This window comes from Halobacillus sp. A1-3 (genome assembly GCF_050971765.1).
In the GTDB taxonomy this organism is placed as follows: domain Bacteria; phylum Bacillota; class Bacilli; order Bacillales; family Halobacillaceae; genus Halobacillus; species Halobacillus mangrovi_B.
On record NZ_JBPCEO010000008.1, the window covers coordinates 216,978 to 241,790 of the forward strand.

Below are 24,813 nucleotides of genomic sequence, written 5' to 3' on the forward strand. Positions count from 1 at the left end.
GGGAGCTTTCCTGTTTTAGTCTTGATTTATCCGTTTTTTCTTTTGTGGAAATGTTGATCGGTATGTTCTTCTCTTCTTCTTGGCAATGGTTCTTTTCGTATCATCTTCGTAAAGGCGTAAACGAATAAGATAATCACTATGGTGAACGGGAGGGCAGAGACTAAGGAGGCAGTCTGCAAGGCGTTCAATCCACCTGCAACTAATAATACTGCTGCAATGGCTGCCATTAATACTCCCCATATAATCTTAATCGGCAATGCTGGTGTTAAGGTTCCATTTGAGGTCATACTTGCTAAGATATACGTTGCTGAATCGGCAGATGTGATAAGAAAAGTTGCGATCAATAGTATGGACAATATGGACAACACACCTGTCATTGGAAGGTGCTGATAGGTTTCAAAAAGTGCAACTGTTACATCATTGTTAACCGCTTCAGCAATATTGGTGCCATTATTCAAGTCGCTGTTTAAAGCTGTACCTCCAAAGGTAGCAATCCAGAAACAAGCAATGGCCGGAGGCACAACGAGTACTCCAAAGATGAATTGGCGGATAGAACGTCCTCTGGATACACGAGCGACAAATGCGCCTACGAATGGAGACCAGGCAATAACCCATGCCCAATAGAAGATGGTCCAGTCTCTCAGCCAGCTGCCGTCTCCTTCATATGGAGTGAGACGTAAGCTGTAGCCTACGAAATTGGTGATATAATCTCCTAATCCTAGAGTGAAAGTGTTAAGTATGAATACAGTAGGACCAGCGATAAAAACAAAGGCTAAAAGAATCAGACACAATCCTAAATTAATGTTACTCAGCCATTTAATTCCTTTATTGAGTCCTGTACTGGAAGAAATTAAGTATAAAGTAAGTAAGGCGACTGTGATTGCTAGTTGAATCCATATGCTGTTTGGAACACCAAACACCGCTTTTAATCCACCATTCATCTGTAAAATTCCTAACCCAAGGGAGGTGGCAATACCCATAACCGTGGCAATAACAGCTAATGAGTCAATGGAAGTTTTTACACCTTTTTTCTTACCTAAAACGGGTTCAAGAGCAGTGGATACGAGCCCGTCCTTATCTTTTCTAAATTGTAAGTAAGCGATTAACAAACCGACTATGGCAAAAACGGACCATTGGTTAATTCCCCAGTGGAAAAAAGCGTAACCCATGGCTACCCTGGCGGCGTCTTCGGTCTGCGCTTCCAGGCTATTGAAAGGCGTAGTAAAGAAATGACTCATTGGTTCAGCGACGCCCCAAAATACAAGTCCTGCACCGAAGCCTGCTGAGAAGAGCATGCCAATCCAAGTGAAAAATGGATATTCAGGCTTTGAATCAGGAGGACCGATTTTGATTTTTCCATATTTACTGAGTGCAAGGGCAATTAAGAAAATCACGAAACCAAAAACAGAAATTAAGTAGAACCAGCCAAAATTGATTGTGGTGAAATTAAACAGACTTGTAGCGACAGTACCAAAGCCTTCAGGATTTACGGCACCTAGAATAACAAGTACCAAAATCACTGAAGCAGAGATCATAAACACTGGATTTTTAAATTCTTTTTTCATAGGAGCTCCTTTCTGGAAAATAAGACATGTAGAGGTGTAGAATTTATGAGGTTGGTTGGTTATTCCCTATAATTTCCTAATAAAAACATCCTCTTTTCATCATTTATGTATAGTTCTTCTTATTTTCATTTCTTTTTGACAGATACTCTTCTTTCAAGACCCCCATAAGCATAGTATCGTAATATTGTCCTTGAACAAATTCGTTCTCTCTTAATCTTCCTTCTACTTGAAAGCCAACTTTTTCGTATAATCTTACCGCTTGAGTGTTTCCGCTCCACGTATCCAACTGGACCCTGCGCATATTTAAAGTGAGAAATAAATGATCCAGAAGGATGTAAAGAATATCCTTTCCATAACCTTTCCCCCAGTACTCCCGCTCGCCAATACTGAGACCTACTTCGGCACTTCTTGTAACCGGGTTTAAATTTCTGTAATCACACTTCCCGATTGGTTCCTTTGTTGCCAAAGTATAAACAATAAACACGTTCCCATCTTTCCACAGGTTATGGGAGGTTAAGTTTTGTTCATAATGGGCCTGGATGGCTTCTTTTGGGTTGTTATTCTGAAGCGCAGATTGGCTGCCAGAGCCTAAAAAAGTAAGGGCTTCATCGTTGGCCCACTCGTACAGCTTATCTAAATCATGTCTTGATACAGGTCTTAATTCGACCAGCTCTCCTGTCAGCAAAATTAAATTCCCCCTTTTAGATGATATTTTAGCAGATGTGCATTGTATTTGTCAGAATAAATTGAATTTATGGGAGAGTGATACTTGATGTGAAAAAGGGGAAACATGACGATAGAGGTGGTTGGATATGTTTGAGACGTGTTTGAAAGTGAAAAAGTTGATGAGGTCTTATCCTGGTAAGTGGATGATCGCAGGGGGATGGGCGATTGATCTTCATATCGGTGAAGAAACGAGAGATCATAGTGATGTGGAAGTAGCTATATTCCGTGACGACCAGTTTTACCTTCAGAATCTGTTAAAAGGGTGGGAAGTCCAAGTTGTAAACAGTGGCCATCTGGTAGCCTGGGATTTTGAGAAGAATCTTGAACCCCCTTTGCATGAAATTCATGCTTCTTTCTTTGGAAGAGACGCTGTTGAATTCTTATTGAATGAGCGTAAACATGAGAATTGGAGATTCAGGAGGGATACGAAGATTTCATTTCCACTTTCGAGTATGAATTTACAATCGGAATATGGTATTCCTTACTTGAACCCGGAAATCGTTCTGCTTTATAAATCGAAACGGACAAAGGAAAAAGATCATCAAGATTTCAATTATATCTTTCCATTTCTTAATGAACATCAAAAAGAATGGTTGAAGCAGGCATTAATGCACCACCAGCCGAAGCATAAATGGTTGGAGAAATTATTATACTAGCAGGAGGATGAGGGATGAATAAAGAGAAGATTAGAGTCAGTGTCAGAGACAGTTTCTGGTTCTTACCTGCACTTTATGGAGTGCTGTCCATTCTATCAGTCTCAGTGACCAGTGTTCTTGATTTTTGGATTGTTCCACAGGTGAAAGAAAGTTTACCGAAGTTCTTCCTAACAGAAAAAAGTGTGGCTCAAACGCTGTATGGATCGTTGATCACCTCGATTTTGACAATGACCACGATCAGTTTTTCCACCATCATGGTTGTGTTGACGACTTACACCACACAGTTCTCCCCAAGAACTTTACAAGATTTTATGAAAAGCAGAGTTACGCAGCATGTGTTAGGCGTATATTCCTTCGGCTTCATCTTTGCTTTGATTAACCTATTACTGTTAGGAAGTGACCAAAGTGGTTTAGTGACCCCTACTCTCACTGTAATTGTTTCCATTATTTGTCTGGCCTTTTTCATTATTTTCATTCATCATTCTTCCAGGTTCGTACAGGTGAATAATTTGATCGGTCAAATTAGAAAGAGTACTTCAACTATTATTGAAAGAACCTTTGAAGAGAAAAACTACAACGAAGCGGTGGAATGGGATCAGGAAGAGATCAATCGTTTAAAACATTCGGATTCCAACGTAGTGAAAGCTGAGCAGTCAGGTTATCTTCAAGGAATACAGTTCAAACCTTTTATCCAATGGGCTAAAAATCAAAACATCATAATGGAAGCTAACTTCAATATAGGAGATTACGTTCAGAAGGGAATGCCGATCTTTTATTATTGGCATTTTGAAAAAGAAAAAGAAATAAATCCGGAAGAATGTGTTCAATATATTTTAGTCGGTAACGAACGAACAGATGTTCAAGATATCGAATTTTCTATTCAAAAATTAGTAGAAATATCAGTGAAGGCGATTTCTCCAGGAATCAATGATCCTCATACTGCTGTAAATTGTATCAATCGTATTGGGTCGTTGCTTGCTGAATTAGCTGCTGTTTATCATCCTTTGAAATATTATTCCGATGAGGAAGAGAACTTACGTTTAATTATGGAACCAAGAACTTTGCAAGATTATTTATACAAAAGCTTTTATCAAATCAGAATTTACGGGTACCACGATATTTCAGTCATGAACGGTGTTCTGGAGGCCTTGTATAAAATATCTGTTGTAAACGACAAAGAGGTTAAAGACGAGGTGTGGAGGTTCGGTAAATATATGATGAATGCCATCGATACCGACAAATTAGATGATCTAGACCAAAAGTATTATAAAAAACAGGCACAAAAATTAGCTTCGGCATGTGACCAGCCTATTTGATTAAGATATGGATAAAAATCCCTATGACATTCGTTATAGGGATTTTTTTATATTCGAGGATTTTCTATATTTTTCGACTTATCGTTTATATTTTCGTCAAGTGGGTATTCGATAATCATATCCTCGTTTGATTATTTCCTCCTAGTTGACAACCACTGTAAGCTTTAAAAAAGTAAAAGAAAGGAGAAAAACATGAAAAAAGTAACGTCTGTATTTTGGATCACATTAGCCATCGCCTTACTTTCCGTCATATGGGGTGCGGTAGCTCCGAAGAATTTAGAAAGCATTACAGGTTCCATACAGTCTTATATTTCCGTTCATTTCGGGTGGTATTACTTATTGATTGTTACTGGATTTGTTATCTTCTGTCTTTATATGATCTTCAGTCCATACGGAAAAATAAAACTCGGTAAACCGAATGACAAGCCTGACTACAATTATGCGACATGGTTTGCCATGCTGTTTAGCGCAGGAATGGGAATTGGACTTGTCTTCTGGGGAGCCGCAGAACCAATTTATTTTTATGCAAACAATGCGCCTACAGCAGAAACAGGCACTGCTGCGGCATTAAATGAATCTATGCGTTTCGTCTATTTCCACTGGGGAGTCCACGCATGGGGCATTTATGCGATTGTTGCTCTGGTTCTTGCTTACTTCAAATTCCGTAGGGGCGCACCTGCTTTAATCAGTTCAACTTTAGAGCCGATTTTCGGAGATAGAATGAAAGGACCTTGGGGAAAAGTAGTGGACGTGATTGCCGTATTCGCTACAATCGTGGGTGTTGCAACGACGCTCGGATTTGGTGCAGCGCAAATCAATGGTGGATTAACATACTTAACGCCACTTGAGGATTCCTTTGGTATTCAGCTTTTGATCATTGCTATTGTAACGGTTCTATTTATGGTTTCTGCTTACACAGGTCTTAGTAAAGGCATCAAATATTTAAGTAATACTAACATGTTTTTGGCTTTAGCGTTGTTAGTGATTATGCTGATTATTGGTCCTACGCTCTTTATTATGAACATGTTCACGGACACGATCGGAGCCTATTTGCAAAACTTGCCTTCCATGAGTTTCCGTTTAGCACCCAATAGTGAAGAGGGTCGTACATGGATCAACAACTGGACAGTCTTCTACTGGGCATGGTGGATTGCCTGGTCACCGTTTGTCGGTATTTTTATCGCTCGTGTTTCAAAAGGGCGGACAATAAGAGAATTCTTATCCGGAGTGTTGCTCGTACCTTCTGCCGTAGGATTCTTATGGTTCTCTACCTTTGGGTCATCGGCGATTCAAGTGCAGCAAGACGGAGACGCAAACTTAGCTGAACTGGCAACTGAACAAGCGATGTTTGGAATGTTCGACAACTATCCATTAGCGTTAATTATGTCGATCATTGCCATGACCCTGATTGGAACATTCTTTATAACTTCTGCCGATTCAGCAACGTTTGTATTAGGTATGCAGACGACAAATGGTTCACTCACCCCACCTACAATGGTTAAATTCGTTTGGGGTATCATACAGTCATCTATGGCTGCGGTGCTGCTCTATTCAGGAGGGTTACAAGCTCTGCAAAATGCCTTAATTTCAGCGGCGTTCCCATTTTCCTTTATCATGATATTGATGGTTGTCTCCTTGTATAAAGCATTACGAGCAGACAAAGCAGCCATTGACGAAGGAAAAACGACAGCAACGGAGAAAACTTCAGCCTAAAAAAGCGGTCCGGAGTCATTCCGGACCTTCCTTTATGGCTCTAACTCTAGGGAGTATGGAGTTTTAGCTGTACGTTTGATCTCAACTAGAGAACGTCATTTTCGTATTGAACGTCTAGCTACAGTGACCAGACACTCGAGGCTTAAGTAACCACATCCCGGGACAAACCCTGCCCCTTAATGGTTTGTTTTACTTATCAGGTCTCCCAGAACCCTCCTGCTTTTGAGTTTTACAAGTTTGTTGTGAAAATGTATCATAAAATCTTACAAATGTTTGATAGAATAGAGAAGATATAAATGAAAAGGAGTACGTCATTATGTGGGAATGGAGAAACATATATCGCGGCATGATCATGGGGGCCAGCGATGTCGTTCCAGGTGTGAGTGGAGGAACGATCGCTGTTGTTCTAGGGATCTATGATCGTTTGATTGCAGCGATCAACGGCATTTTTAGTAGAGAGTGGAAGAAACATTTGAAGTTTCTAATTCCGCTTGGTCTTGGGATCGGTATATCGATTGTTCTGTTAGCTCGATTAATCGAATGGTTGTTTGAACATTATCCAGGACCGACTAAATTTTTCTTTTTAGGATTAATCATTGGAGTTATTCCTTACTTAGTTCACAAAGGGGATGTGAAGAACCAATTTAAAGCAAAGCATTATTTATTGCTTTTAATTGGCGCAGTCCTTGTAGCCTCGATGGCGTTCTTCCAGACGAGCGAAGGGGAGCAAATGCAGAATTTTACGCTCTCTACCTACATTTTGCTTTTCTTTTCAGGATGGATTGCAAGCAGTGCGATGATTCTACCGGGCATTAGCGGTTCCTTTATTTTGCTGATCATTGGAGTTTATTCGACGGTAGTAGGTGGAATCTCTGACTTCAGATTTGATATCATTGCTGTTGTCGGGTTAGGGATCTTATTTGGGATTATCGTAATGAGTAAAATTGTTAAATACTTTCTAGATAACTACACGTCAGGAACATTTGCTGTCATCATAGGACTGGTAGTCGGTTCCGTTTTTGTTATATTCCCTGGAGTGCCCGAAAACGGTGGAATGTGGATCGTAAGCTTTATTACTTTCTTAAGCGGACTACTGGCTGCATGGCTGCTCGGGCGTGTAGAATATAAATAAGAAAATGATAAGATAATAGGTGGTTCAACGACTCTTATCATGGACAATAGAGTGGAGACAAAAGGAGAATGTAAGATGGAATCAATTCATACCGTAGAAGTGTTCGATCAGACCATTTCAAGTAATCAGCCTGTCATCATTAAATTTCAGGCGGACTGGTGCCCGGATTGCCGGCGTATGGACATGTTTATCGGAGATATTTTAGAGGAATATAACCAGTACAATTGGTACGATGTGAACCGTGATGAGCTTCCGGGAATTGCTGAGAAGTATGAGGTTATGGGAATCCCAAGCCTCCTAATCTTCAAGAACGGTAAGAAAGTTGCTCACCTTCATAGTGCTAATGCGAAAACTCCTGAAGAAGTTCAAGAGTTTTTACAGGCCAGTCTTTAGTCTTTAATTTTTACGTCCACATGGGGTTCCGTGTGGACGTTTTGTATACAGAACGGAGGGGATTGGGGTGACAAGAAGGTTATTGCTCGTTGGCGCTGGTCACGCACACTTGGAAGTACTGTGGCAGTTGAAAGAAGAACCTATCAATGATGTCGATATCTGTTTGATCTCACCTTCTGATTACCAGTACTATTCGGGCATGTTTTCAGGATTTACGGAAGGAATTTATACCAAGGAAGAGACAAGGGTGAATATTAGTAAACTAGCCAAAGAAACAGGTGTTCATTTTATAAAAAAGATGGCTAAAAAAATTCTTCCAAGTCATCATAAGTTGATTTGTATGGATGGATCTGTGTATCCATTCGATGTCATCAGCTTTGATATTGGTTCAAAAAGCCTTCCAGAAGAATTTTCTGAAACTGTGGCACGAAGCATTAAACCCAATTATCATTTTATCGATCACATTCAAGAAATACGTCAGACGAGCCAACCTTTAATTGTAGGCGGGGGAGCGGCTGGGACAGAGCTGGCTTTATCGATTCAAGCTTATAAAGAAAAGCATCGTTTGCAAGGACAAGTTCGTCTGGTAACGTCTGAGACGATTCTCCCTGAGTCTCCGTCCTGGGTTTCAAGTAAAATGAAGACCCTTCTACTGAAAAAAGGAATTCAAGTGTGGGAAAATGAGCGGGTCAAAGAGGTGGGGGATCATTACATTAAAACCGACTTCGGTAACAAGGTTAGACATACAGGGGTGCTGTGGTTAGGAGGTGCTCTTGCCGATCCGATCTTTCAGCGCTCTGCGGTAGAGGTGGACAGCAAGGGGTTTGCCATGGTGCGTTCGACTCTTCAATTTGAAGAATATGATTATATATTTGGAGCTGGTGACTGCGTAACGTTGAGTGATTATCCTGAGCTTCCAAAGAGCGGCGTATATGCGGTCAAGCAAGGACCAATTCTTTTTGAAAATTTAAGGAATTATATGACGGCTCAGCCCCTCATCGACTATTCTCCACAAAAGACGGCTATGTACATTTTATCCACTGGGAGAAAGAAAGGCTTTTTAATTTACGGACCTCTCGTCAATCATAGTCATAGAGCCTGGAAGGTTAAAAACAAAATTGACCGTGAGTTTATGGATAAATATAAATAAGCGTTTGGTCATGGATGGACCAAACGCTTATTTTATAAGTTCAACCAGCGACGTACTTTGTTACGAAATAAGAAGGTCATCATTAATAAGAGAACAAATACGCTAAGAGCAATAAGAATCAACGTACGATCTCCGCTTGCTAAGCTTGTGCCTACCAAACTGTAAGCAAATGTTCCAGGAAGCATACCTAACACGGTTGCCCCGACGAACGGTCCTAATTTAACCCTTGTCATCCCTGCAAGGTAACTGAGGATATCGAAACCGACAATAGGAATGAGACGGAGAATGAAAACATAGAGGAAACCTTTATCCTTCATTCTGTAATAAATCTTTTCGGCCCATTTAGATTCCTGGAACTTGACCACTGAGTCTCCGAAAAACCTTCCCATTACATATCCAGTTACTCCGGCAGCGGTTGCTCCGATAACAATGTACAGCATCCCTGGCCATATTCCGTAAGCAAAAGCAGCAGCGAGAGACAGTACAGAAGTAGGAAAAGCTATAATTGGACCGATAGCATAAATCGCCATAAAGATGAGCGGACCATAGATTCCGAAAGACAGAATATAGGCTCTGATGTTATCAGCAGAAACATCGAATTGCTGACGAGCAAACCATGCGATGGCAATAAAAACGATGAGGAATATAAGAGCTCTTACCACACTTTTGAGCTTCATTCATGCTTACCCCCAGTAAATTCTCGGATGCTGGCAACAGGTACATATAAGGTAACATGTTGATCGACTTCAGGCGTTTTCTTAGGAAGAATAACTTTTTGGTTCAGATCACTGACTAAAATATGATGAAATGCAAGCCCGTTCTGATAAGTGGTATGCTGTATCCATCCCTTCAGAACCATAGTGTCCTCATCAATTTCAGAAGGATTAAGAGTAATATCCTTCAATGGAACGTGCTTTGTCTTATCAATAATGATATGCCCGCCGAGGAAGTTAGCGACAAAAGCGTTTGCCGGATATTCGTGAAGGAATTCAGGCTGATTAATTTGCTGGAATATCCCCTCATGAAATATGCCAACGCGGTCACCCATAATCATCGCCTCTTCTATGTCATGAGTGACGAATAGGGAGGTAATGGAATGCTCTTCTAAAAATTTTCTCACCCAAAACCTTAATTCATTTCTCAAATTGGGGTCTAAGCTGCTGAAAGGCTCGTCGAACAGGATGACTTCCGGACCTGTAGCCATCGCTCTTGCCAAAGCGACCCGCTGTTGCTGTCCCCCTGAAATTTCTCCTGGAAAAAAATTTTTATAGGAACTCATTTCAATAGCTTCAAGCAGCTGTTGGATTTTAGAGTCATCCTTTTTTCCTGCCAGTTTTGCCCCGTATCTTATGTTTTCTATTACAGTCATATGCGGAAATAACAAAGGCTGCTGAAAGACGAGGCTGATGTTCCGTTTGTTTGCTTTTCTATTTGTTATCTCATGATCATTCATAAGAATATTTCCCTTTGTGGGGGCTTCGATCCCGGCTAAAATCCTTAATAGAGTAGTTTTACCGCTGCCTGAGGGACCTACTATACTCAGAACCTCACCTTTATTTAGTTTGAAATTTAGGTCTTTCAAAATTGGCTGTTGATTAAAATATTTAGTTAACTGATAAATTTCCAAAGCGGTTGTCATTTTCTATTCCTCCATGGCATGCGTGAATAAGGGAGGAGGAGAATGAATACCTCCATCACTAGGTATAAGCTGAGCGGAATCATAGCGAACCAGACAGAAAAAGCCGCCAACACTGAAGTATTCGCCGTATCGAGAAACGGAAAGAAAATCATCGGCAAGGTAATAATCTGTCCTCCACCGATTATGGCTGTGATTGCATACTGGCTTAAGCTGATCACAATGGTTAGAAACGTTACACTCCTTAGAGCAGGTTTCATCAAGGGAAGCTCTACAGTGAACAATTGGTAAAAAGGAGAGGCTCCTAATACTAAAGGTTGTTCGAATAGGTGCTTCCCCAATTGATGAAAAGCATTATGAAAGATTTTAATACTGTAAGGTACGGTAGGAACAAGGTGGATAAGAGTGACACCTAATAAGGTATCCGCTACTCCTATCCGAATCATAAATAAGTGAAGCCCCATGGCAATAGCTAATACAGGAATCAATATAGGAGAAAGGAGTATAGCTTCTACGAATGATTTCCCTCGAAAGGAAAGTAGAGCCAATGCTTTTCCTGTACTTATACCTAAAATTAGATTAACAAGCAGCACGCCTGCCCCGATCCCTATGGATGATAAGGAAGCTTCTAACAGCTTCGGGTCAGATAAGAGAATTTGATAGCTCTTCCATTGAAAATTTATACCTTCTCCCGCTTGAAACCGCCATGTTTGGCTAAAGCTTTGCAAAATCAGGAGCAGAACAGGTCCTACAAACAAAACGATGGCGAGAAGGTAGAAAATTATTCGATTAATCGTAGTAGAATTCATCAGAATCTTCCTCTCAAAGCCTTCCACCGTTTCTTATTCATCCAAGCATACCCTGCCCACGTCATCAAAAGAATCGATAAGCTAAGAGTAATCATAGCAGCAAATGCTAACGGCCGGTCTTCCCAGCTGCTTCCGTAAAACCAATCATAACTTAGGACAGATACCATCTCAGGGAATGTCGTGCCAAGTAAAGCCGGAACTTCGTAAGCTGAGACTGTGAAAGAAAATATAATTAAGAAAGTTTCGATCAACACCGGCAGAATAAATGGCCATTCAACAGACGTAAATGTTCTCCATAAACCTCCCCCGAGTGTACGGACTAAATCGTAATATTCAGGTTTAATTGATGCATATACGGGCAGAAGCATGAGAACGACGAAAGGTACCTCTTTCCATACATACGTAAGGATAATCCCTATACCAAAAGGGTCACGCGTTAAGACAGGTAAAGAACGATTATCATTCAGCCATCCCCCAGTTTGTAGTAATTGAGAGATTAAACCTGATTCCGATAATAAGAGAATCACCATATACCCCCATACAAAATGGGGAAAGAGCATTGGCAGCCAGACGATCAAGCGGGGTGTGTACTTCTCTAAATACTTGTAAAAAAATCGTGTCAATAGGATCCCGATGATTAAAGAGAGCAGTGTAGCAATCAATGCATTTTTTAAACTGAAAATAACTGATGTTAAAAACCGATCTGATTCAAGTAGCTTCTGATAATGTTCCAATGTAAACGAGCCATTTTTGTGTAAGCTTTGATAAACTGCTGCAAATAATCCGTAAAAAGGAAGGAGCAAAAACAGAGCGCTTGGAAGTAACAGGAGAAGCGGTTTAGTTCTGGACAACTTCATTGAACCACTGTTCTTTCATCCAGTCGACGTAAGCAGCCTCTGCCTCTGGTATAAAGCTTTCTTCAAGTTTTTTCTGCCTCAATACACTCGGTCCTCTTTCTACAGATCGGAAGGCTTCTTTCATTTCATCGGGTAACTTTTCGATACTGATTGGTGTATTTTCTCCCCAATAGTTTGGTTTTAACTTAGCCAGCTGAGCTTCTGGCGAAAGCATGAAGTTGATCGCTGTCATAGATGCTTCAAGGTTTGAACTATTGAAGGGGATAGAAAGAAAGTGGGTGTTTCCTATAGAACCCGGTTCCATTACGAATGAGCGTGTTGATTCAGGAAAAACCCCTTGATCAATTAAGGACTCTGCACGAGCTTCATTATATCCCATGGTCATCCATACTTCTCCTTGACTATATAAACGGTCGAGTTCTGTCAAGGTATTCGGGTAATGCTCTCCCGAGCGCCAAAGGTCAGGTTCTATCTCATTCAGATAACTCCAGGATTTCTCCGCTGTTTCTGCTATTTGTTCTTTCTCCAGCGGCTGCTCATAGATGTCAGATGGAGATTCCGCATTGGCATATAGGATATGTCTAAGAAAAGCATTCCCCGTAAAATCTTCGGCATTTGGATAAGTAAATTTTCCAGGGTTTTCTTTGATCCATGTCTTTAAGTCCTCAAATGAAGCGGGAGGGGAATCGATTTTGGAAGAGTCATAGTGAAAAACGAATTGAACTTTTCCCCAGGGAGCTTCCATTCCTTCCACTTCTGTCCCGAAGTCAGTTTGAAAAGCAGGATCATTCGTTTGGTAATATTCATTAAAGTTAGGAAGTGACTTGGCGAATGAGCCTGCCAGTAATCCGTTATTTTTAGCGTTTTTGAAATTCTCTCCGTTAATCCATATGATATCGATCGTTCCGTCTCTTTTTCCTGCTTGTTTTTCTGTCTGGAGTTTTTGCAGGATTTCTCCTGTATCCATAGGCACCCGCTCAAGGGTGAGGTTGAAATTCTTTTTAAGACGTGGGGCAACCCATTCATCTATATATTGGTTGATGCCTTCATCTCCGCCCCACATGAACATGCGTACTGTCGTATTTTCTGCTGCAGACTCTATATTTGTCCACGATTTATCTGTGACCGTTGAAAGGTTTTGTTCGGATGATCCCTGTTCTCCGCATGCGGTCAATACCAGAAGAAAAGATCCGATCAATAAGCTCACGATTTTATTCATTGGGTGTCCCCCTTGCATATGTCTATTTTACTACCTTCCCTAATCGATCTACTGTAATCTATCATACAAACATTGCTGCCGATTGGGAAATAATTAATAGTGGAAGAGCGCATAAGCATGGAAAGAACAGGGAATGGGATGGTAGATCTAAGAGGAGGGATAATGTTGTTGTACGAACAATTTTCAAAACCTAAAGGCTTTCTTGGAAAATGTGCAGGATGGTTTATGGTGCAGGAGAACAGTGAACTGAACGAATGGACGTTATCCTTTCTTACAATAGAAGAGAATGACCGTATTCTTGAGGTAGGATTTGGTCCAGCGGAAGCGTTAAAGAAGGCGGCTAAATATAAAGGAGTTGAGCTATTTGGAATCGATCCTTCTGAAGCCATGCTGGAAACAGCGTTAAGGAGATTAAGTAAGGTGTCAAATCCGAAACAGATTTACCTAAGGAACGGGGAAGCAAGTGAGCTAATGAAGTTTCATCAGCCCTTAGAGAAAATTTATGCGATTAACAATGTCACCTTTTGGAAGGATCCTGTGAAAACTCTTACTCATTTACGTTCTTTGTTAAGGGAAAGAGGAAAGATTGCCTTAACGATCCAACCTCACGAGGAAGGAGCAGATGACGATACAACAGATGTCCTTGGAGGTCAGCTGAAAACACTCCTTCATAAGGCTGGCTTTCAAAACATTGAAATATTTATAAAGCCTTCTAATCCGAATAATGCGGTTTGTGCCGTAGGGATGAATTAATAAAGCCTTCTCGTATAACTCTCGTTGAAAGCATCCTGGACTTTCGCTTCATTAAAGTCAACTAGTTTTGTGTGAGCAGCCATCATTTTAGCCGGCTTTGCAAGACTACGTAAATCTGGCCAATGATCTGAATTCCAGAGGTGGGAGCGTTTTAAAGCTTTGGCGCAGTGAAAATAGCATTCTTCTACTGAGATTAAAATGCCGATTTTCGGAATATGCCCCTTCTCTTCAAGATGTTGCAGAATCGTGGAATCTTTAATGATTTTTGCTTTTCCATTTATTCGGAGAGTTTCCTCTAAGCCTGGAATCATGAATAAAAGACCGACGTTTTCATTTTCAAGCAAGTTTCTTATCGAATCCATTCGCTCAGGCAGTACAAAATGTTGGGTATCTAAAATATAAGCAAAACCGGGTCCATCTCCCCGTGGGGAGCTATCGCATTCTCCATTTGCATTTGACGTACTGATAACGGCGAAAGGGGAGTGTTGAAGGAAGTCCAGGCAATGTTCATCAAGAGGTCGAATCACTTTATGCTTGGCCAAACGGCCAGGAGTTCCTTGCAGCTGTTCCAGTTCTTCAACGGTCGATACGGTTTCATAAGCTTCTTTCATAGTAGAAGCCACTCCTTAGTAATTTTCGCTTTATGCTAGGATAAGGTTAAGAGGGGTGGATAACTTGAACACATTAAAAAAAGAAGAAAGAGAATACGTCATTGCGCGGGTACAGGAATACTTTGAATTAGAAAGGGACGAGAAAATCGGCGAACTGGCTGCAGACCAGCTTGTCCAATACATGGTGGATGAACTAGGCCCTTTTTTATACAACAAAGCAATTCATGACTCAAGACGAATGGTGGAACAAAAAGTTATGAACTTGGATGAAGACTTGCTCTCTTTAGAAAGACCTGCTGGCCGTCCTAAAAGATAATTTCTCTTTTTGAATAACGAATCCTCCGTCAAAAAAGTTTCATGACGGAGGATTTTCTTCTTGGACGTAGTTATACGGTTTTCAGTAGTTGCCAGAGTTTTTGAAATTGGTGGTCTCTGTTTGACGTAATTGGAAGGCCTCTGCTAAAAGTTCATAGGATCTTAGGCGATCTTCAAATGGCGTCACAATCGTATTTATAATAATCTCATCAACGTGATAAATCTGAGCCAAATCTTCTATTTGTTCCTTTACTTTCTCTATAGAACCTACAATCATACGGTTACGGTTTTCTTGGATGCGCTGTTCCTCAAAAAATGAATAAGGGTACTGAAGCGCCTCTTCAGGGGTAGGGAAATGAGTAGTTTTTCCTCCCTGTTCAATTTTCAAAAGAGCAAGGTCCAGACTAGAAGCCAAATACTCCGCATGTTCATCTGAATCCGCGCAAACGACGAAAATGGATACGTTCGCGTTCGGCTCACTTTGCTGCATGGAAGGAGTAAAGTAGTTGAAATAACGCTCAACCGCTCTCGTGCCTCCACGTCCATTGATAAAATGGGCAAATGAGTAGGAAGCTCCTAAGTCAGCTGCAAGCCGGGCGCTTGTCCCACTTGAACCAAGCATCCAGATTGGGGGGGATGTTTCTCCTCTAGGCGTCGCATAAATATCCATGCCATGTGGATCTTGACCATGTAGATAGGCCATTAATTCCTCAATTTGCCCCGGATAGCCTTCCACATTAGGTACGCTTCCACCGTTAAGGGCAAGGTTTACGTTTGGCATGCCTCCAGGTGCTCGCCCTACGCCTAGATCAATCCGATTCGGGTGGAGAGTTTCCAATACCCTAAACGACTCGGCTACCTTATAAGAACTATAGTGAGGAAGGAGGACTCCTCCGGTTCCAATGCGGATATTTTCAGTGTGGGCGGCTAGATGAGCAGCCAGTATTTCAGGAGATGAGCCAGCTAAAGTCTCCGTACTATGGTGTTCGGAGACCCAGAATCTGTGATAGCCTAATCGATCTGTAAACTTCGCAAGTTCCGTCGTTTGCTGAAAAGCTTCGTGAGAATTCATCCCGGATAAAATGGGGGACTGGTCCAGTACGCTTAATTTCATTTTTGATTACCCCCTTTGTTATTCAAGTTTGTCTTTTATTCTATCGTCCCATGTGAACTTAGGATATGCAAATATATGACTTTAGCTATTTGGTTTTAATTAAGGAACCTGTGGTTAGCCATATATAATAGCATTTATCTGGAAGACTTGAGGTCTAATATGTGTGGAAGTTTAGGGGCGTTGGGGAAGGATTCGCTTTCCTGCGGTGTAATGGCGAGCTTCCTCGGGCTGCGCCCTGTGGGATCTCGCCTATTTCCTTCTCCAGCGGGAGTCTCACCCTTCCCCAACGCCCCTAGTTATAAATAGTTCTTAAAAGCCTGCCTTGAGTAATAATCCTATAATTGGAATAAGTCAGGTGAAATGTTGGAATCAAGAGATCACCAGCCGCATAAAATCCATTCCATAAAAGATAGTTTAGAGCTACTTCATATTGTATGGGGATGGGAAGAACGGCGAGACTCCTGTGGGATGAACATGATAGGTGATACCCCGGAAGACGAAGTCAAAGGAGGCTCAGCACATGCCCACGGAAAGGGAGTCGTTTTTCCCATCACCATTACGCATACATAAGTCTCGAAACAAGTCTTTCAGTATGGCTTAGCGTGATGTGCATCTTATTGATCACTGGGCTTTCACAAATAATCAAGCTATTTAACCAAAAAAGTGTTCCTCTTATAGGAAGGAGGAACACTTTTATTGTCTATCTAGCAAGAAGGCCTAGAAGACCATAGGTTGTGAGGGTGTCTTGGTCGACATCGATTATGTCCTGAAAGTCCAGATCACGCAGTTTAATCGGAGTTATGAATGGAACCTGACGGCGAAATTCATCTTTTGGTTTATAGGCCAGCCATTCTCCTTCTTGCAGCCCTTCCGTTACCTCGATCAGGCCATTATCGTTAATTCCTGTAGTAACAGCCCGTCTTTCTAGTTGTCCTTCACTATTCATAACCCATGCATATAAATTCTTTTCGGTCAGTAATAGATCTTCCATGACGGTGACTGCTCCGATCGCCTCAGCCGTAACAATATCTACATCTGCATGATAGCCTGGCAAAAGCTGTTCTTCTGTTTCATCTATGTTTACCTCAAACGGATAGTAGCTGGAGCGATGGACTTCCACTTCTTCAGGAAAACTATGGATCGACGATAATGTACCTTCTAATTTAAGGTTTAAATCTTCCACCTCAATGCGTGCAGCCATATCTTCTTCTACCATTTTCCTTTCGTCTTCATTGAACTTCCCTTCAATTTGAAGATCCGTAGACTTCAAAGTTAGAAGAGGTGCATTCAATTCTTCAGAAATATCGGTAACGGTACCTGAAAAAGAACTTGTAACGGTAATGGCCTGTCCTTCTTCCTGCAGCTGATCAAGTTGATCCTCTGCCATTTCAAGCATGGCTTCTTTCTTTGTTAGTTCCGCTTCTTGCTCCGCTAACTTACTCTGTTTTTGAAATTCCGTTTCTACATACTCTGGAGGCTCACTTGAATTACTAGAATCACTAGTATCATCTGAATTATTGAATAAAGAGCTGCTGTTGTCGTTCTCGGGTTGAGGGACCTCATAATTCTCAATTTCATCTATGTAATCCTCAGCCGCAGTAATTTCTTCTTCGAGACGTGTAATTTCGCCTTCAAGGTTGCTTTCCTGCTGTTCATAATTCAGAACTTCGTAGGTGTAAAGGTCATCTCCTTCGCTGACGGATTGATTTTCTTCAACGAGAAACTCTTGAAATGCTCCGACCTCCTGACTGAAATAAATCTCTTCGGATTCTTGTGAGGCAAAAACCCCCTCCGTATCAAGGGTTTCATACAGACCATAGGTAATCGCCTGTGACCACTCGTTAACATAGGATTTACGGTCAACCTTTTCATGATCTTCATCGAAGTAAATCAGGAATGCATTTGCCGTGACAAAAGCAATAATAACTAAGCCGATGATTCTGCCTTTATAGTTCTTCTTTTTCATTAATGATACACACCTTTTCTTACTTGATGATTTGAAGAAGAAACAGGTCGTAGTAGGAGAGAGCTGCTGTTCCTGCCCATAGTAGAATGTGCCAAAAAATAACACCGGTCCATATCCAGCCTTTTTTTGTTGAAGAAAGCCATGAAATACACTTCACCTGGTACCAAATGACAAAAAGCTGGAAGAGGGAAATGGCGCCGAAAAAGTAAATGACCCAATCAAGCTCTGTTATGTACGAAGCGATGACACCTAGAGAAAAGGGGGACACATACCAGTCAATTCCTGCAAATATCACCAAAGGAACCCAGGTCACTCGCTCGATGAGCATGATCACTAACACGTTCATTTGAATGATGAATAACCGTTTATAGGAAACATCATTAAATAACCAGTAAAAGAACGATGAAATAAACAGGATGAACAGGTAGATGATGAGAGCATAGGCAGCTCGTCCAATCACAAACCATATTTTTCTAAATTCGTATTCGACCCGGTTCCATCCTGTCATATTGACTGAAATCGCCTCTGAACCCAAGCCAAGCCAGGCCGACCATGTGTATGTAATAACCGTTAAAACGAGTAAGAAGAATAATAGATTCCATACATTCTTTATTCTTTCAGCCTCATTTAGTTTGAATAGATGATCATCACGGCGCAAAAAAAGTTTAATCAAATTCACGGAATAAGTCATGAAGTCCATCCTTTATCTATGTAGTCCAGTTGCATATGTAGCAGCGTTCTTTTTCTTCCTGTAAAAATATAGTCAGGATTACACGAAAGAAGAACGAAATATGTGTCTATTCTCTATTCATTTTAACTGAATTTGTCGTACCATGCTATAAGATCATTGAAATTATTGGAAAAGCCCTGGGGATAGATTTCTAAAACAAAAGCACGACGTGTGCTTACGCCGTGCTTTGAGAGTTATTAAGGGGATGGGGCTGTTTCGTATTGATTTGGTAAATCTTCTTTAGTTTTAAAGAATAATGCTCTGTCTTTGTATAAGAAAACGACAGACAGGATGAATGATAAAAGATCTGAAATGGGAAAAGCCAGCCACACTCCCGTCACCCCAAAGAAGTGAGGAAGGATCAGGACTAGTGGTATCAAGAATACTACTTGGCGAGCCATGGACAGGATCAATGCAGGCTTCGCCATTCCAAGGGCTTGATATAGCCCTCCACTTACAACCTGGGCACCAATAAGAATAGCAAGAGCAAACATAATTCTCATTGCATGAGCTCCGGTCTCGATCGTGGCTTCGTCCCCTGTGAAGATTTGCATGAGCCCTTCAGGGAACGCCATCATCAATATGAAAATCCCTGCTGAAATGATTGTAACTACTTTCATCCCAAGGAGAATTGTCTCTTTTAAACGGTCATACTGTTTGGCTCCATAGTTATACCCTATGATTGGCTGCATCCCTTGCAAAACACCAATCATAGGCATGATCGTGAACATCGAAAGCTTTTGTACGATTCCGAAGACACCGACCTCAAATTCACCGCCGAATTTGATGAGCATTAGATTAATTGCAATCATCATTCCACTTCCTGATACCTGACGGATGAATGCAGGCATTCCGATTGAAATGACTTCTTTTAACACATTAAATTTTGGCTTCAAATAAGCCGTGTATAGCTGGAGCGATGATTTCCCTTGAAGGAAATAAAAGAGTACTACAACACTGACCGATGCTTGAGAAATAACTGTCGCCACAGATGCTCCTTGTACTCCCATATCCAGTCCAAAAATGAAGATCGGGTCAAGGATGATATTCAATACAGCAGGAATGATCATTGTAATCATTGCAAAGCGTGAGTTACCCTCTGATCGGATAATGCTGTTTGTTGTGAATGCAAAGGAAAAGAAAATGGAACCCAGCATGATTGGGAACAAATAATCCTTCGCATAAGGTAAAATATTTTCCGTAGCTCCGAACAGTTTAAGCATTGGCTCAAGAAAAGCGAAAGCACTGACAAAGCCGATGACACTAATAATGATGATCGTAAACAAAATGTTTCCGAAAACCTCGTTCGCTTCCTCGGCTTTGTTTTCCCCTAAACGACGGGAGATGACAGAAGCACCCCCGATACCGACAGCAGCTGAGATTGCCATCAAGATCATCATGACAGGGAAGCCAATACTCACACCGGAAACCCCTAGTATTCCGACCCCTCTGGCAATAAACAAAGTGTCAATAACATTATACAAAGCCATGACGAACATTCCGATCATGGCTGGAATAGATAAATTTGCAAGTAATTTAGGAATGGGTTGAGTTCCTAAGCGCTGACTCTGTTGTTTCATGGATTAATCCCTCCCCGATGGTTTCAAATTGTTCTGCATTTTTTTCAACCAGGAAACCATGATTTTTTGTTCTTCCTCACTAAGTCCATGAGAAGCTTCTGATTCGATCTCATCAATAATCCCTAAAATGTTTCCATGAATTTCAAGACCCTTCTCTGTAAGAGTAATCCATTTTGAACGTTTGTCTTTTGAACAGGAAACTTTTTGGATTCGCTCATGTTTGAGGAGAGAATCCACAATTCCGTTCATTGAAGATGCTTTAATATGGAGCTTATTCTGCAAATCAGATTGGGTCTGATCCCCATGTTTAGCAAGAAGATAGATCACTTTTGCCTGTGAATGGGTCAGGTTATATTGACTGAGTTCTTCATTATATAAGTTCTGTATGAAATGTGAGACCATATGGATGTTGTATCCTAAGGAATCATTATAGTTTCGATCACTCATAATTACTTAGCCTCCTAAACAAATATAAGTATAATCCAGCTTGATTATTCTGTAAATAAATATGTTTATTGTCCAAAAATGATTAGGCAACTAATTAAATGGCGAGCCAGAAACCTCTCAATTGTAGTGTTGGTGAAAAAGACATAGTAAAATAAGGGGAATAGAAGAGGTAAGACTAGTCGGAAAGGAATACATACTATTTTTTTAGAAATGGTTTCAATTGATTGGGATTAGTAAATCATAACTGTAGGGAAAGGATGATAAGAATGGCTCGGTACGAAAAGGGACTTTTTATATATAACGGAAATTCAGAGAGCAATGAACTGAAGCAGGGACTCTCGCAAACTTTACATGTACTTACACCATATTTCAAAGAGTTGAAAGTCATCCAAACCCAATCCATTGAGGAACTGGACGCTGTCTGCAAAGATCAAGCAGCTAAAATCGATGTGCTTTTCGTTTTAGGTGGAGACGGAACTTTGCATGAGTGTATTAATAGCTTAGCGGTACTTGAGAAAAGGCCGATCATTGGTATTCTCCCTGCCGGCACGTGCAACGATTTCAGCCGTGTGCTAGGCATACCTCAAAATCTAAAACAGGCAGCCGAAGCTATCATGGAAGGGGAAGAAGTATCCGTAGATGCCGGGAAAACAGAGTCAGAGTACTTCATCAATTTCTGGGGAATCGGACTAGTTACACAAACATCGTTTAATATTAACGAAGAGCAAAAAAGTCGCTTAGGTGTTTTGAGTTATTTTATCAGCGCGTTAAAAACAATGGGAGATGCAAGACCTTTTGAATTTACGATTGATGTTGATGGAGAGCGTTTAGAAGGAGATGCCGTTATGATCCTTGTTATGAACGGTCGGTTTATCGGTACGAGGCAGGTACCTGTTCCTACAATCGATCTTCATGATGGAAATTTGGACGTGCTCATCATAAAAAATTCTAACCTGACCTTATTCAAAGAATTGATGACAATGAAACGGCCTTGGGCGGATGAAGACCGCTTTCAGGAACTTCATCACCGTCGTGGAAAGGAAATTCAGATTGACGTGGATTCCTCTCAGGAAATCGATATGGATGGAGAAATTAAAGGGGAAACCCCGGCTTCTATTGAAGTAATGACTGACCATTTTACATTTCTAAGCGGTGGTTCCACAGGTTTTCAGCTTTTCTCCAATGATGAATCTTGAGCCAAGTCCGCTATTTTTCGCAAATCGCTACTCCTAAAGGGTGATAGACTTCATCTCTTTGTGGTTCAATCAGCACACCTGATAAAAGAATTCGGGAGTGACGGGTTCACCTGTATCTTTCAGCACTTTTTGCCACCGCTTTCTTTTCATTATCATTATTAGGGCATCCATCTCAAACTCCTTCCAAAAGAGTTGGCAAGATTACAAAATAGGATGGTTTGACAGCTTAATTTTTTTCAACTTATACTAGCTTTATTGTAAAAAAGGATGAGAGGGCGAAAGAGATGAGCGAACAAGACATGTACCGTAAGAAAAAAGAAGACCCTTCGTTGAAGCTGTTTGTGGTTTTATCAAAGGCACAGAGAGCAATATCTGATCTCGTTAAGGATGATATCCAGCGATACGGATTAAATCCTACCGAATTTGGAGTGCTTGAATTACTTTATCACCAGGGCGATCAACCTCTTCAAAAAATTGGAGAGAAAATTTTGCTCGCAAGCGGAAGCATTACGTATGTAGTAGATAAACTTGAGAAAAAAGAGTATCTGGAAAGAATCCCTTGTCCAGAAGATCGAAGAATTACTTATGCGGCCATCACCAAAAAAGGCCGTGACCTATTGCATGGCATTTTTCCTGATCATTGGAAGCAGATCGAAGCGATTACTTCAGGCTTAACAGATGACGAGAAAGTTGAAGCGATCGTGTTATTGAAGAAACTCGGGACATACGCTGATCAACAAAAAGAGGGTAGCTAGTTTTCTGAAAATAAGATATACTAATGTTAATTCTAAAGACAAAAGGAGGGTATGAAGATGTTACAGAAGCACGTTGTTGGATTCCAAATGAATTACATCCGCCGTGCGCAAACTCATGATTCAGCTGTTAACGGGACACGTATGTCCAATTTTACAGCTGAATAATGGAAGAAATGTAACGTCTCATACCTGATTAATAAGCAAATGACGCTGAAGAAAGTCAGAGGTAACGGGACCTCTGACTTTTTTTGTCTTTAGGAGGAAAAAATAATGATGATTACAATGAAAGATGTATATAAAATCGTAGCTGGCCGTGTCCTTTTTGATTCCTTGCAATTTGAATTGCGGGAAGGACAGAGGGTCGGACTAGTAGGCAGGAACGGGAGCGGAAAATCCACCCTTTTCCGACTTATTACAAAAGAAGAACAACTGGATAGGGGAGACCTGTTCATTCAAAAAGGTTTGAGTATAGGCTATCTGAGGCAAATCCCTGACCAATGGGAAGGGACAGGGAGAACTTATTTAGAAAAAGCTTTTGAAGCCCTTTTTAAGATGACGAAGCGTATGAAAGAACTTGAAGAGGAAATGACAGATCCGGATAAAATGGAAAAGGCCCTAACAGCTTACGGCGACTTGCAGGACCAATACACCCAGGCAGGCGGATATGAAATGGAGTCATCCATTGATATGGTGGCGAATGGACTAAATATCGGCCACCTGCTTCACCAGCCGTTTTCCCATTTGAGCGGAGGAGAAAAAACGAAGCTGGGATTAGCTAAACTTTTGTTGGAAAAACCAGATGTACTTTTATTAGATGAACCGACCAACCACTTGGACCTGCAGGCGATTGAATGGCTTGAGGATTATCTGAAACAGTACGAAGGAGCGATTTGTATCATTTCACACGATCGTTATTTTCTCGATCGTGTCGTATCTACAATCATGGATTTGGAGTCTGGGGAAGTTGATGTCTATAAAGGCAATTATTCATCTTTTGAAAAGCAAAAAGAAGAAAAACTTCTGGCAGAGTTCCATCAATATCAAGAGCAGCAAAAAAAGATCAAGAAAATGAAAGAAGCCATCCGGAGACTGCGGCAATGGGCAAATGAGGCCAATCCTCCGAATCCTAAGCTTTTTAAAAAAGCAAAAAGTATGGAGAAGGCACTTGAACGGATGGAAAAACTAGATCGCCCGGTAATTGATCCAAAAACGATGAACTTATCGTTGAATGCTGAAGGAAGAACAGGCAAAGACATTGTAGTCGCGGAAAGGATCCAAAAAATGTATGGCAGCCGTTCGATCTTGAAGCAGGTCGATCTGCATGTCCGCTATAAAGACCGTTTGGCAATTGTAGGTTCCAATGGAAGTGGAAAATCGACGCTCCTCCGCCTACTCCTTGATGAGGAAAAGCCAGATGCGGGCGCAATCAAGCTTGGACCTTCCATACAGATTGGTTATTTGCCACAAAATCCACTATATGATGTAGACCGCAATCAGCGGATGATCGACTATTTCAGATCTATGATTACGGTCACGGAGGGAACTGCTCGTCATATTTTGGCCGGGTTCATGTTTTACGGCTACGATGTGTTCCAAAAGATCCGAAATTTGAGTGGCGGAGAACAAATGAGGTTGAAATTGGCTGTGTTTATGCATCAGGGCATTAACGTGCTTATATTGGATGAACCAACAAACCATCTCGATATTGAGTCTCAGGAAGTCCTCGAGGAAGCCCTCCGTAAGTTTGAAGGAACAGTTATAGGGGTTTCTCACGATCGTTATTTTCTAAATCAGTGTTTTACTAACACCGCCTACTTGGTTGATGGAAAGCTTCACCGATATATAGGAGCGTATGATGAAACGAGAGACCGCTGGATGGAACTGCTTGAATCTCAAAAATTGAACCAGCAAGAAGCGGAAACGAAAGAACAGGGAAAGAGCGGAAAACGAGAGAATCCGAATGCCAACCCCAATCAGGTGCCTTCCATTGAAGAAGAGATCGAACACTTGGAAAAATCCTTAGGTGCAATTGAAGAACAAATGTTACAAGAAGAAAATGCAGAACGATTAATGGAATGGCAGACGGAAAAAGAGGCGCTGACAGATAAGATTGAGCAGTTGTATGAACGTTGGATGGGATAGGAGAGTAAAAAGGCAGCGGAATCATCCGCTGC

Annotated in this window: 25 protein-coding genes; 12 read left to right on the forward strand and 13 right to left on the reverse strand. The window is 41.1% G+C overall.

Features of this window, described 5'->3' with window-relative positions:
* Positions 1-26: 26 nt before the first annotated feature.
* Positions 27-1,565: a BCCT family transporter gene (locus tag ACRYKC_RS15305; RefSeq protein WP_433807864.1), complete on the reverse strand. Its 1,539-nt coding sequence runs from the start codon at positions 1,563-1,565 to the stop codon at positions 27-29.
* A 103-nt stretch (positions 1,566-1,668) separates the two neighbouring features.
* A complete protein-coding gene (locus tag ACRYKC_RS15310; protein ID WP_433807866.1) occupies positions 1,669-2,250 on the reverse strand; it encodes a GNAT family N-acetyltransferase in 582 nt (193 codons plus the stop codon).
* A 127-nt stretch (positions 2,251-2,377) separates the two neighbouring features.
* Here ACRYKC_RS15310 and ACRYKC_RS15315 point away from each other — a divergent pair, with 127 nt between their 5' ends.
* The 6 genes from ACRYKC_RS15315 to ACRYKC_RS15340 all read left to right on the forward strand — a co-directional run bounded on the left by ACRYKC_RS15315 (position 2,378) and on the right by ACRYKC_RS15340 (position 8,651).
* On the forward strand, positions 2,378-2,947 hold the full coding sequence (locus ACRYKC_RS15315) for a nucleotidyltransferase domain-containing protein (protein ID WP_433807868.1): 570 nt from the start codon (positions 2,378-2,380) through the stop codon (positions 2,945-2,947).
* A 14-nt stretch (positions 2,948-2,961) separates the two neighbouring features.
* Positions 2,962-4,263, forward strand: a complete 1,302-nt coding sequence (locus ACRYKC_RS15320) for a DUF2254 domain-containing protein (RefSeq protein ID WP_433807870.1) — start codon at positions 2,962-2,964, stop codon at positions 4,261-4,263.
* 192 nt (positions 4,264-4,455) lie between these two features.
* Positions 4,456-5,976, forward strand: a complete 1,521-nt coding sequence (locus tag ACRYKC_RS15325; protein ID WP_433807872.1) for a glycine betaine uptake BCCT transporter — start codon at positions 4,456-4,458, stop codon at positions 5,974-5,976.
* 316 nt (positions 5,977-6,292) lie between these two features.
* On the forward strand, positions 6,293-7,108 hold the full coding sequence (locus ACRYKC_RS15330; protein ID WP_433807874.1) for a DUF368 domain-containing protein: 816 nt from the start codon (positions 6,293-6,295) through the stop codon (positions 7,106-7,108).
* Between the two features lie 75 nt (positions 7,109-7,183).
* Positions 7,184-7,501, forward strand: a complete 318-nt coding sequence (locus ACRYKC_RS15335) for a thioredoxin family protein (RefSeq protein ID WP_433807876.1) — start codon at positions 7,184-7,186, stop codon at positions 7,499-7,501.
* Positions 7,502-7,568: 67 nt separating this feature from the next.
* Positions 7,569-8,651 carry an FAD-dependent oxidoreductase gene (locus tag ACRYKC_RS15340; protein ID WP_433807878.1) on the forward strand — a complete coding sequence of 361 codons (1,083 nt, stop codon included), beginning with the start codon at positions 7,569-7,571 and terminating at the stop codon, positions 8,649-8,651.
* A gap of 32 nt (positions 8,652-8,683) precedes the next feature.
* On the opposite strand, the gene ACRYKC_RS15345 is transcribed toward ACRYKC_RS15340, so the two are convergent.
* The 5 genes from ACRYKC_RS15345 to ACRYKC_RS15365 are packed head-to-tail and all read right to left on the reverse strand — an operon-like array spanning position 8,684 to position 13,172.
* Positions 8,684-9,328 (reverse strand): TVP38/TMEM64 family protein, encoded by a 645-nt coding sequence (locus ACRYKC_RS15345; RefSeq protein WP_433807880.1) that lies wholly within the window; start codon positions 9,326-9,328, stop codon positions 8,684-8,686.
* Positions 9,325-10,290: an ABC transporter ATP-binding protein gene (locus tag ACRYKC_RS15350; protein ID WP_433807882.1), complete on the reverse strand. Its 966-nt coding sequence runs from the start codon at positions 10,288-10,290 to the stop codon at positions 9,325-9,327. The genes ACRYKC_RS15345 and ACRYKC_RS15350 overlap by 4 nt, the downstream gene beginning before the upstream one ends.
* Positions 10,287-11,096, reverse strand: coding sequence for an ABC transporter permease (locus ACRYKC_RS15355; RefSeq protein ID WP_433807884.1), 810 nt, complete (start codon positions 11,094-11,096; stop codon positions 10,287-10,289). The genes ACRYKC_RS15350 and ACRYKC_RS15355 overlap by 4 nt, the downstream gene beginning before the upstream one ends.
* Complete coding sequence (locus ACRYKC_RS15360) at positions 11,096-11,953, reverse strand: ABC transporter permease (RefSeq protein WP_433807886.1); 858 nt, start codon at positions 11,951-11,953, stop codon at positions 11,096-11,098. The genes ACRYKC_RS15355 and ACRYKC_RS15360 overlap by 1 nt, the downstream gene beginning before the upstream one ends.
* Positions 11,934-13,172 (reverse strand): ABC transporter substrate-binding protein, encoded by a 1,239-nt coding sequence (locus ACRYKC_RS15365; protein WP_433807888.1) that lies wholly within the window; start codon positions 13,170-13,172, stop codon positions 11,934-11,936. The genes ACRYKC_RS15360 and ACRYKC_RS15365 overlap by 20 nt, the downstream gene beginning before the upstream one ends.
* 165 nt (positions 13,173-13,337) lie before the next feature.
* Between ACRYKC_RS15365 and ACRYKC_RS15370 the strand changes: the two genes are divergently transcribed.
* Positions 13,338-13,925: a class I SAM-dependent methyltransferase gene (locus ACRYKC_RS15370; protein WP_433807890.1), complete on the forward strand. Its 588-nt coding sequence runs from the start codon at positions 13,338-13,340 to the stop codon at positions 13,923-13,925.
* On the opposite strand, the gene ACRYKC_RS15375 is transcribed toward ACRYKC_RS15370, so the two are convergent.
* Complete coding sequence (locus ACRYKC_RS15375) at positions 13,922-14,536, reverse strand: MSMEG_1061 family FMN-dependent PPOX-type flavoprotein (RefSeq protein WP_433807892.1); 615 nt, start codon at positions 14,534-14,536, stop codon at positions 13,922-13,924. The two genes, ACRYKC_RS15370 and ACRYKC_RS15375, sit on opposite strands and share 4 nt — an antisense overlap.
* 55 nt (positions 14,537-14,591) lie before the next feature.
* On the opposite strand from ACRYKC_RS15375, the gene ACRYKC_RS15380 reads away from it, so the two are divergent.
* Complete coding sequence (locus ACRYKC_RS15380; RefSeq protein ID WP_433807894.1) at positions 14,592-14,852, forward strand: DUF2164 domain-containing protein; 261 nt, start codon at positions 14,592-14,594, stop codon at positions 14,850-14,852.
* An 81-nt stretch (positions 14,853-14,933) separates the two neighbouring features.
* Here ACRYKC_RS15380 and ACRYKC_RS15385 read toward each other — a convergent pair whose 3' ends face one another.
* On the reverse strand, positions 14,934-15,965 hold the full coding sequence (locus tag ACRYKC_RS15385) for an LLM class flavin-dependent oxidoreductase (protein WP_433807896.1): 1,032 nt from the start codon (positions 15,963-15,965) through the stop codon (positions 14,934-14,936).
* Positions 15,966-16,325: 360 nt separating this feature from the next.
* Here ACRYKC_RS15385 and ACRYKC_RS15390 point away from each other — a divergent pair, with 360 nt between their 5' ends.
* Positions 16,326-16,535, forward strand: a complete 210-nt coding sequence (locus ACRYKC_RS15390) for a hypothetical protein (RefSeq protein ID WP_433807898.1) — start codon at positions 16,326-16,328, stop codon at positions 16,533-16,535.
* A 130-nt stretch (positions 16,536-16,665) separates the two neighbouring features.
* Here ACRYKC_RS15390 and ACRYKC_RS15395 read toward each other — a convergent pair whose 3' ends face one another.
* The 4 genes from ACRYKC_RS15395 to ACRYKC_RS15410 form a co-directional block, all read right to left on the reverse strand.
* The gene (locus ACRYKC_RS15395; protein WP_433807900.1) at positions 16,666-17,931 is read right to left on the reverse strand and encodes an efflux RND transporter periplasmic adaptor subunit; all 1,266 of its coding nucleotides are present in this window, start codon (positions 17,929-17,931) and stop codon (positions 16,666-16,668) included.
* 19 nt (positions 17,932-17,950) lie between these two features.
* Positions 17,951-18,622, reverse strand: a complete 672-nt coding sequence (locus ACRYKC_RS15400; RefSeq protein ID WP_433807902.1) for a hypothetical protein — start codon at positions 18,620-18,622, stop codon at positions 17,951-17,953.
* Between the two features lie 236 nt (positions 18,623-18,858).
* Positions 18,859-20,241 (reverse strand): MATE family efflux transporter, encoded by a 1,383-nt coding sequence (locus ACRYKC_RS15405; protein ID WP_433807904.1) that lies wholly within the window; start codon positions 20,239-20,241, stop codon positions 18,859-18,861.
* Between the two features lie 3 nt (positions 20,242-20,244).
* A complete protein-coding gene (locus tag ACRYKC_RS15410) occupies positions 20,245-20,688 on the reverse strand; it encodes a MarR family winged helix-turn-helix transcriptional regulator (RefSeq protein ID WP_433807906.1) in 444 nt (147 codons plus the stop codon).
* A gap of 266 nt (positions 20,689-20,954) precedes the next feature.
* Here ACRYKC_RS15410 and ACRYKC_RS15415 point away from each other — a divergent pair, with 266 nt between their 5' ends.
* From ACRYKC_RS15415 to abc-f, 3 genes are all read left to right on the forward strand, one after another.
* Positions 20,955-21,884 (forward strand): YegS/Rv2252/BmrU family lipid kinase, encoded by a 930-nt coding sequence (locus ACRYKC_RS15415; protein WP_433807908.1) that lies wholly within the window; start codon positions 20,955-20,957, stop codon positions 21,882-21,884.
* 284 nt (positions 21,885-22,168) lie between these two features.
* Positions 22,169-22,639, forward strand: coding sequence for a MarR family winged helix-turn-helix transcriptional regulator (locus ACRYKC_RS15420; RefSeq protein WP_433807910.1), 471 nt, complete (start codon positions 22,169-22,171; stop codon positions 22,637-22,639).
* A 270-nt stretch (positions 22,640-22,909) separates the two neighbouring features.
* Positions 22,910-24,781, forward strand: a complete 1,872-nt coding sequence (gene abc-f / locus ACRYKC_RS15425) for a ribosomal protection-like ABC-F family protein (protein WP_433807912.1) — start codon at positions 22,910-22,912, stop codon at positions 24,779-24,781.
* Positions 24,782-24,813 lie beyond the last annotated feature (32 nt).

Bases quoted from the DNA above. Each gene is read 5' to 3' on its own strand.
- ACRYKC_RS15405 (WP_433807904.1), bottom strand. From the start codon at position 20,241: ATGAAACAACAGAGTCAGCGCTTAGGAACTCAACCCATTCCTAAATTA.
- ACRYKC_RS15420 (WP_433807910.1), top strand. From the start codon at position 22,169: ATGAGCGAACAAGACATGTACCGTAAGAAAAAAGAAGACCCTTCGTTG.
- ACRYKC_RS15350 (WP_433807882.1), bottom strand. From the start codon at position 10,290: ATGACAACCGCTTTGGAAATTTATCAGTTAACTAAATATTTTAATCAA.
- abc-f (WP_433807912.1), top strand. From the start codon at position 22,910: ATGATGATTACAATGAAAGATGTATATAAAATCGTAGCTGGCCGTGTC.
- ACRYKC_RS15395 (WP_433807900.1), bottom strand. From the start codon at position 17,931: ATGAAAAAGAAGAACTATAAAGGCAGAATCATCGGCTTAGTTATTATT.
- ACRYKC_RS15325 (WP_433807872.1), top strand. From the start codon at position 4,456: ATGAAAAAAGTAACGTCTGTATTTTGGATCACATTAGCCATCGCCTTA.
- ACRYKC_RS15400 (WP_433807902.1), bottom strand. From the start codon at position 18,622: ATGACTTATTCCGTGAATTTGATTAAACTTTTTTTGCGCCGTGATGAT.
- ACRYKC_RS15335 (WP_433807876.1), top strand. From the start codon at position 7,184: ATGGAATCAATTCATACCGTAGAAGTGTTCGATCAGACCATTTCAAGT.
- ACRYKC_RS15315 (WP_433807868.1), top strand. From the start codon at position 2,378: ATGTTTGAGACGTGTTTGAAAGTGAAAAAGTTGATGAGGTCTTATCCT.
- ACRYKC_RS15415 (WP_433807908.1), top strand. From the start codon at position 20,955: ATGGCTCGGTACGAAAAGGGACTTTTTATATATAACGGAAATTCAGAG.
- ACRYKC_RS15390 (WP_433807898.1), top strand. From the start codon at position 16,326: ATGTTGGAATCAAGAGATCACCAGCCGCATAAAATCCATTCCATAAAA.
- ACRYKC_RS15320 (WP_433807870.1), top strand. From the start codon at position 2,962: ATGAATAAAGAGAAGATTAGAGTCAGTGTCAGAGACAGTTTCTGGTTC.
- ACRYKC_RS15330 (WP_433807874.1), top strand. From the start codon at position 6,293: ATGTGGGAATGGAGAAACATATATCGCGGCATGATCATGGGGGCCAGC.
- ACRYKC_RS15375 (WP_433807892.1), bottom strand. From the start codon at position 14,536: ATGAAAGAAGCTTATGAAACCGTATCGACCGTTGAAGAACTGGAACAG.
- ACRYKC_RS15360 (WP_433807886.1), bottom strand. From the start codon at position 11,953: ATGAAGTTGTCCAGAACTAAACCGCTTCTCCTGTTACTTCCAAGCGCT.
- ACRYKC_RS15305 (WP_433807864.1), bottom strand. From the start codon at position 1,565: ATGAAAAAAGAATTTAAAAATCCAGTGTTTATGATCTCTGCTTCAGTG.
- ACRYKC_RS15385 (WP_433807896.1), bottom strand. From the start codon at position 15,965: ATGAAATTAAGCGTACTGGACCAGTCCCCCATTTTATCCGGGATGAAT.
- ACRYKC_RS15365 (WP_433807888.1), bottom strand. From the start codon at position 13,172: ATGAATAAAATCGTGAGCTTATTGATCGGATCTTTTCTTCTGGTATTG.
- ACRYKC_RS15410 (WP_433807906.1), bottom strand. From the start codon at position 20,688: ATGAGTGATCGAAACTATAATGATTCCTTAGGATACAACATCCATATG.
- ACRYKC_RS15345 (WP_433807880.1), bottom strand. From the start codon at position 9,328: ATGAAGCTCAAAAGTGTGGTAAGAGCTCTTATATTCCTCATCGTTTTT.
- ACRYKC_RS15355 (WP_433807884.1), bottom strand. From the start codon at position 11,096: ATGAATTCTACTACGATTAATCGAATAATTTTCTACCTTCTCGCCATC.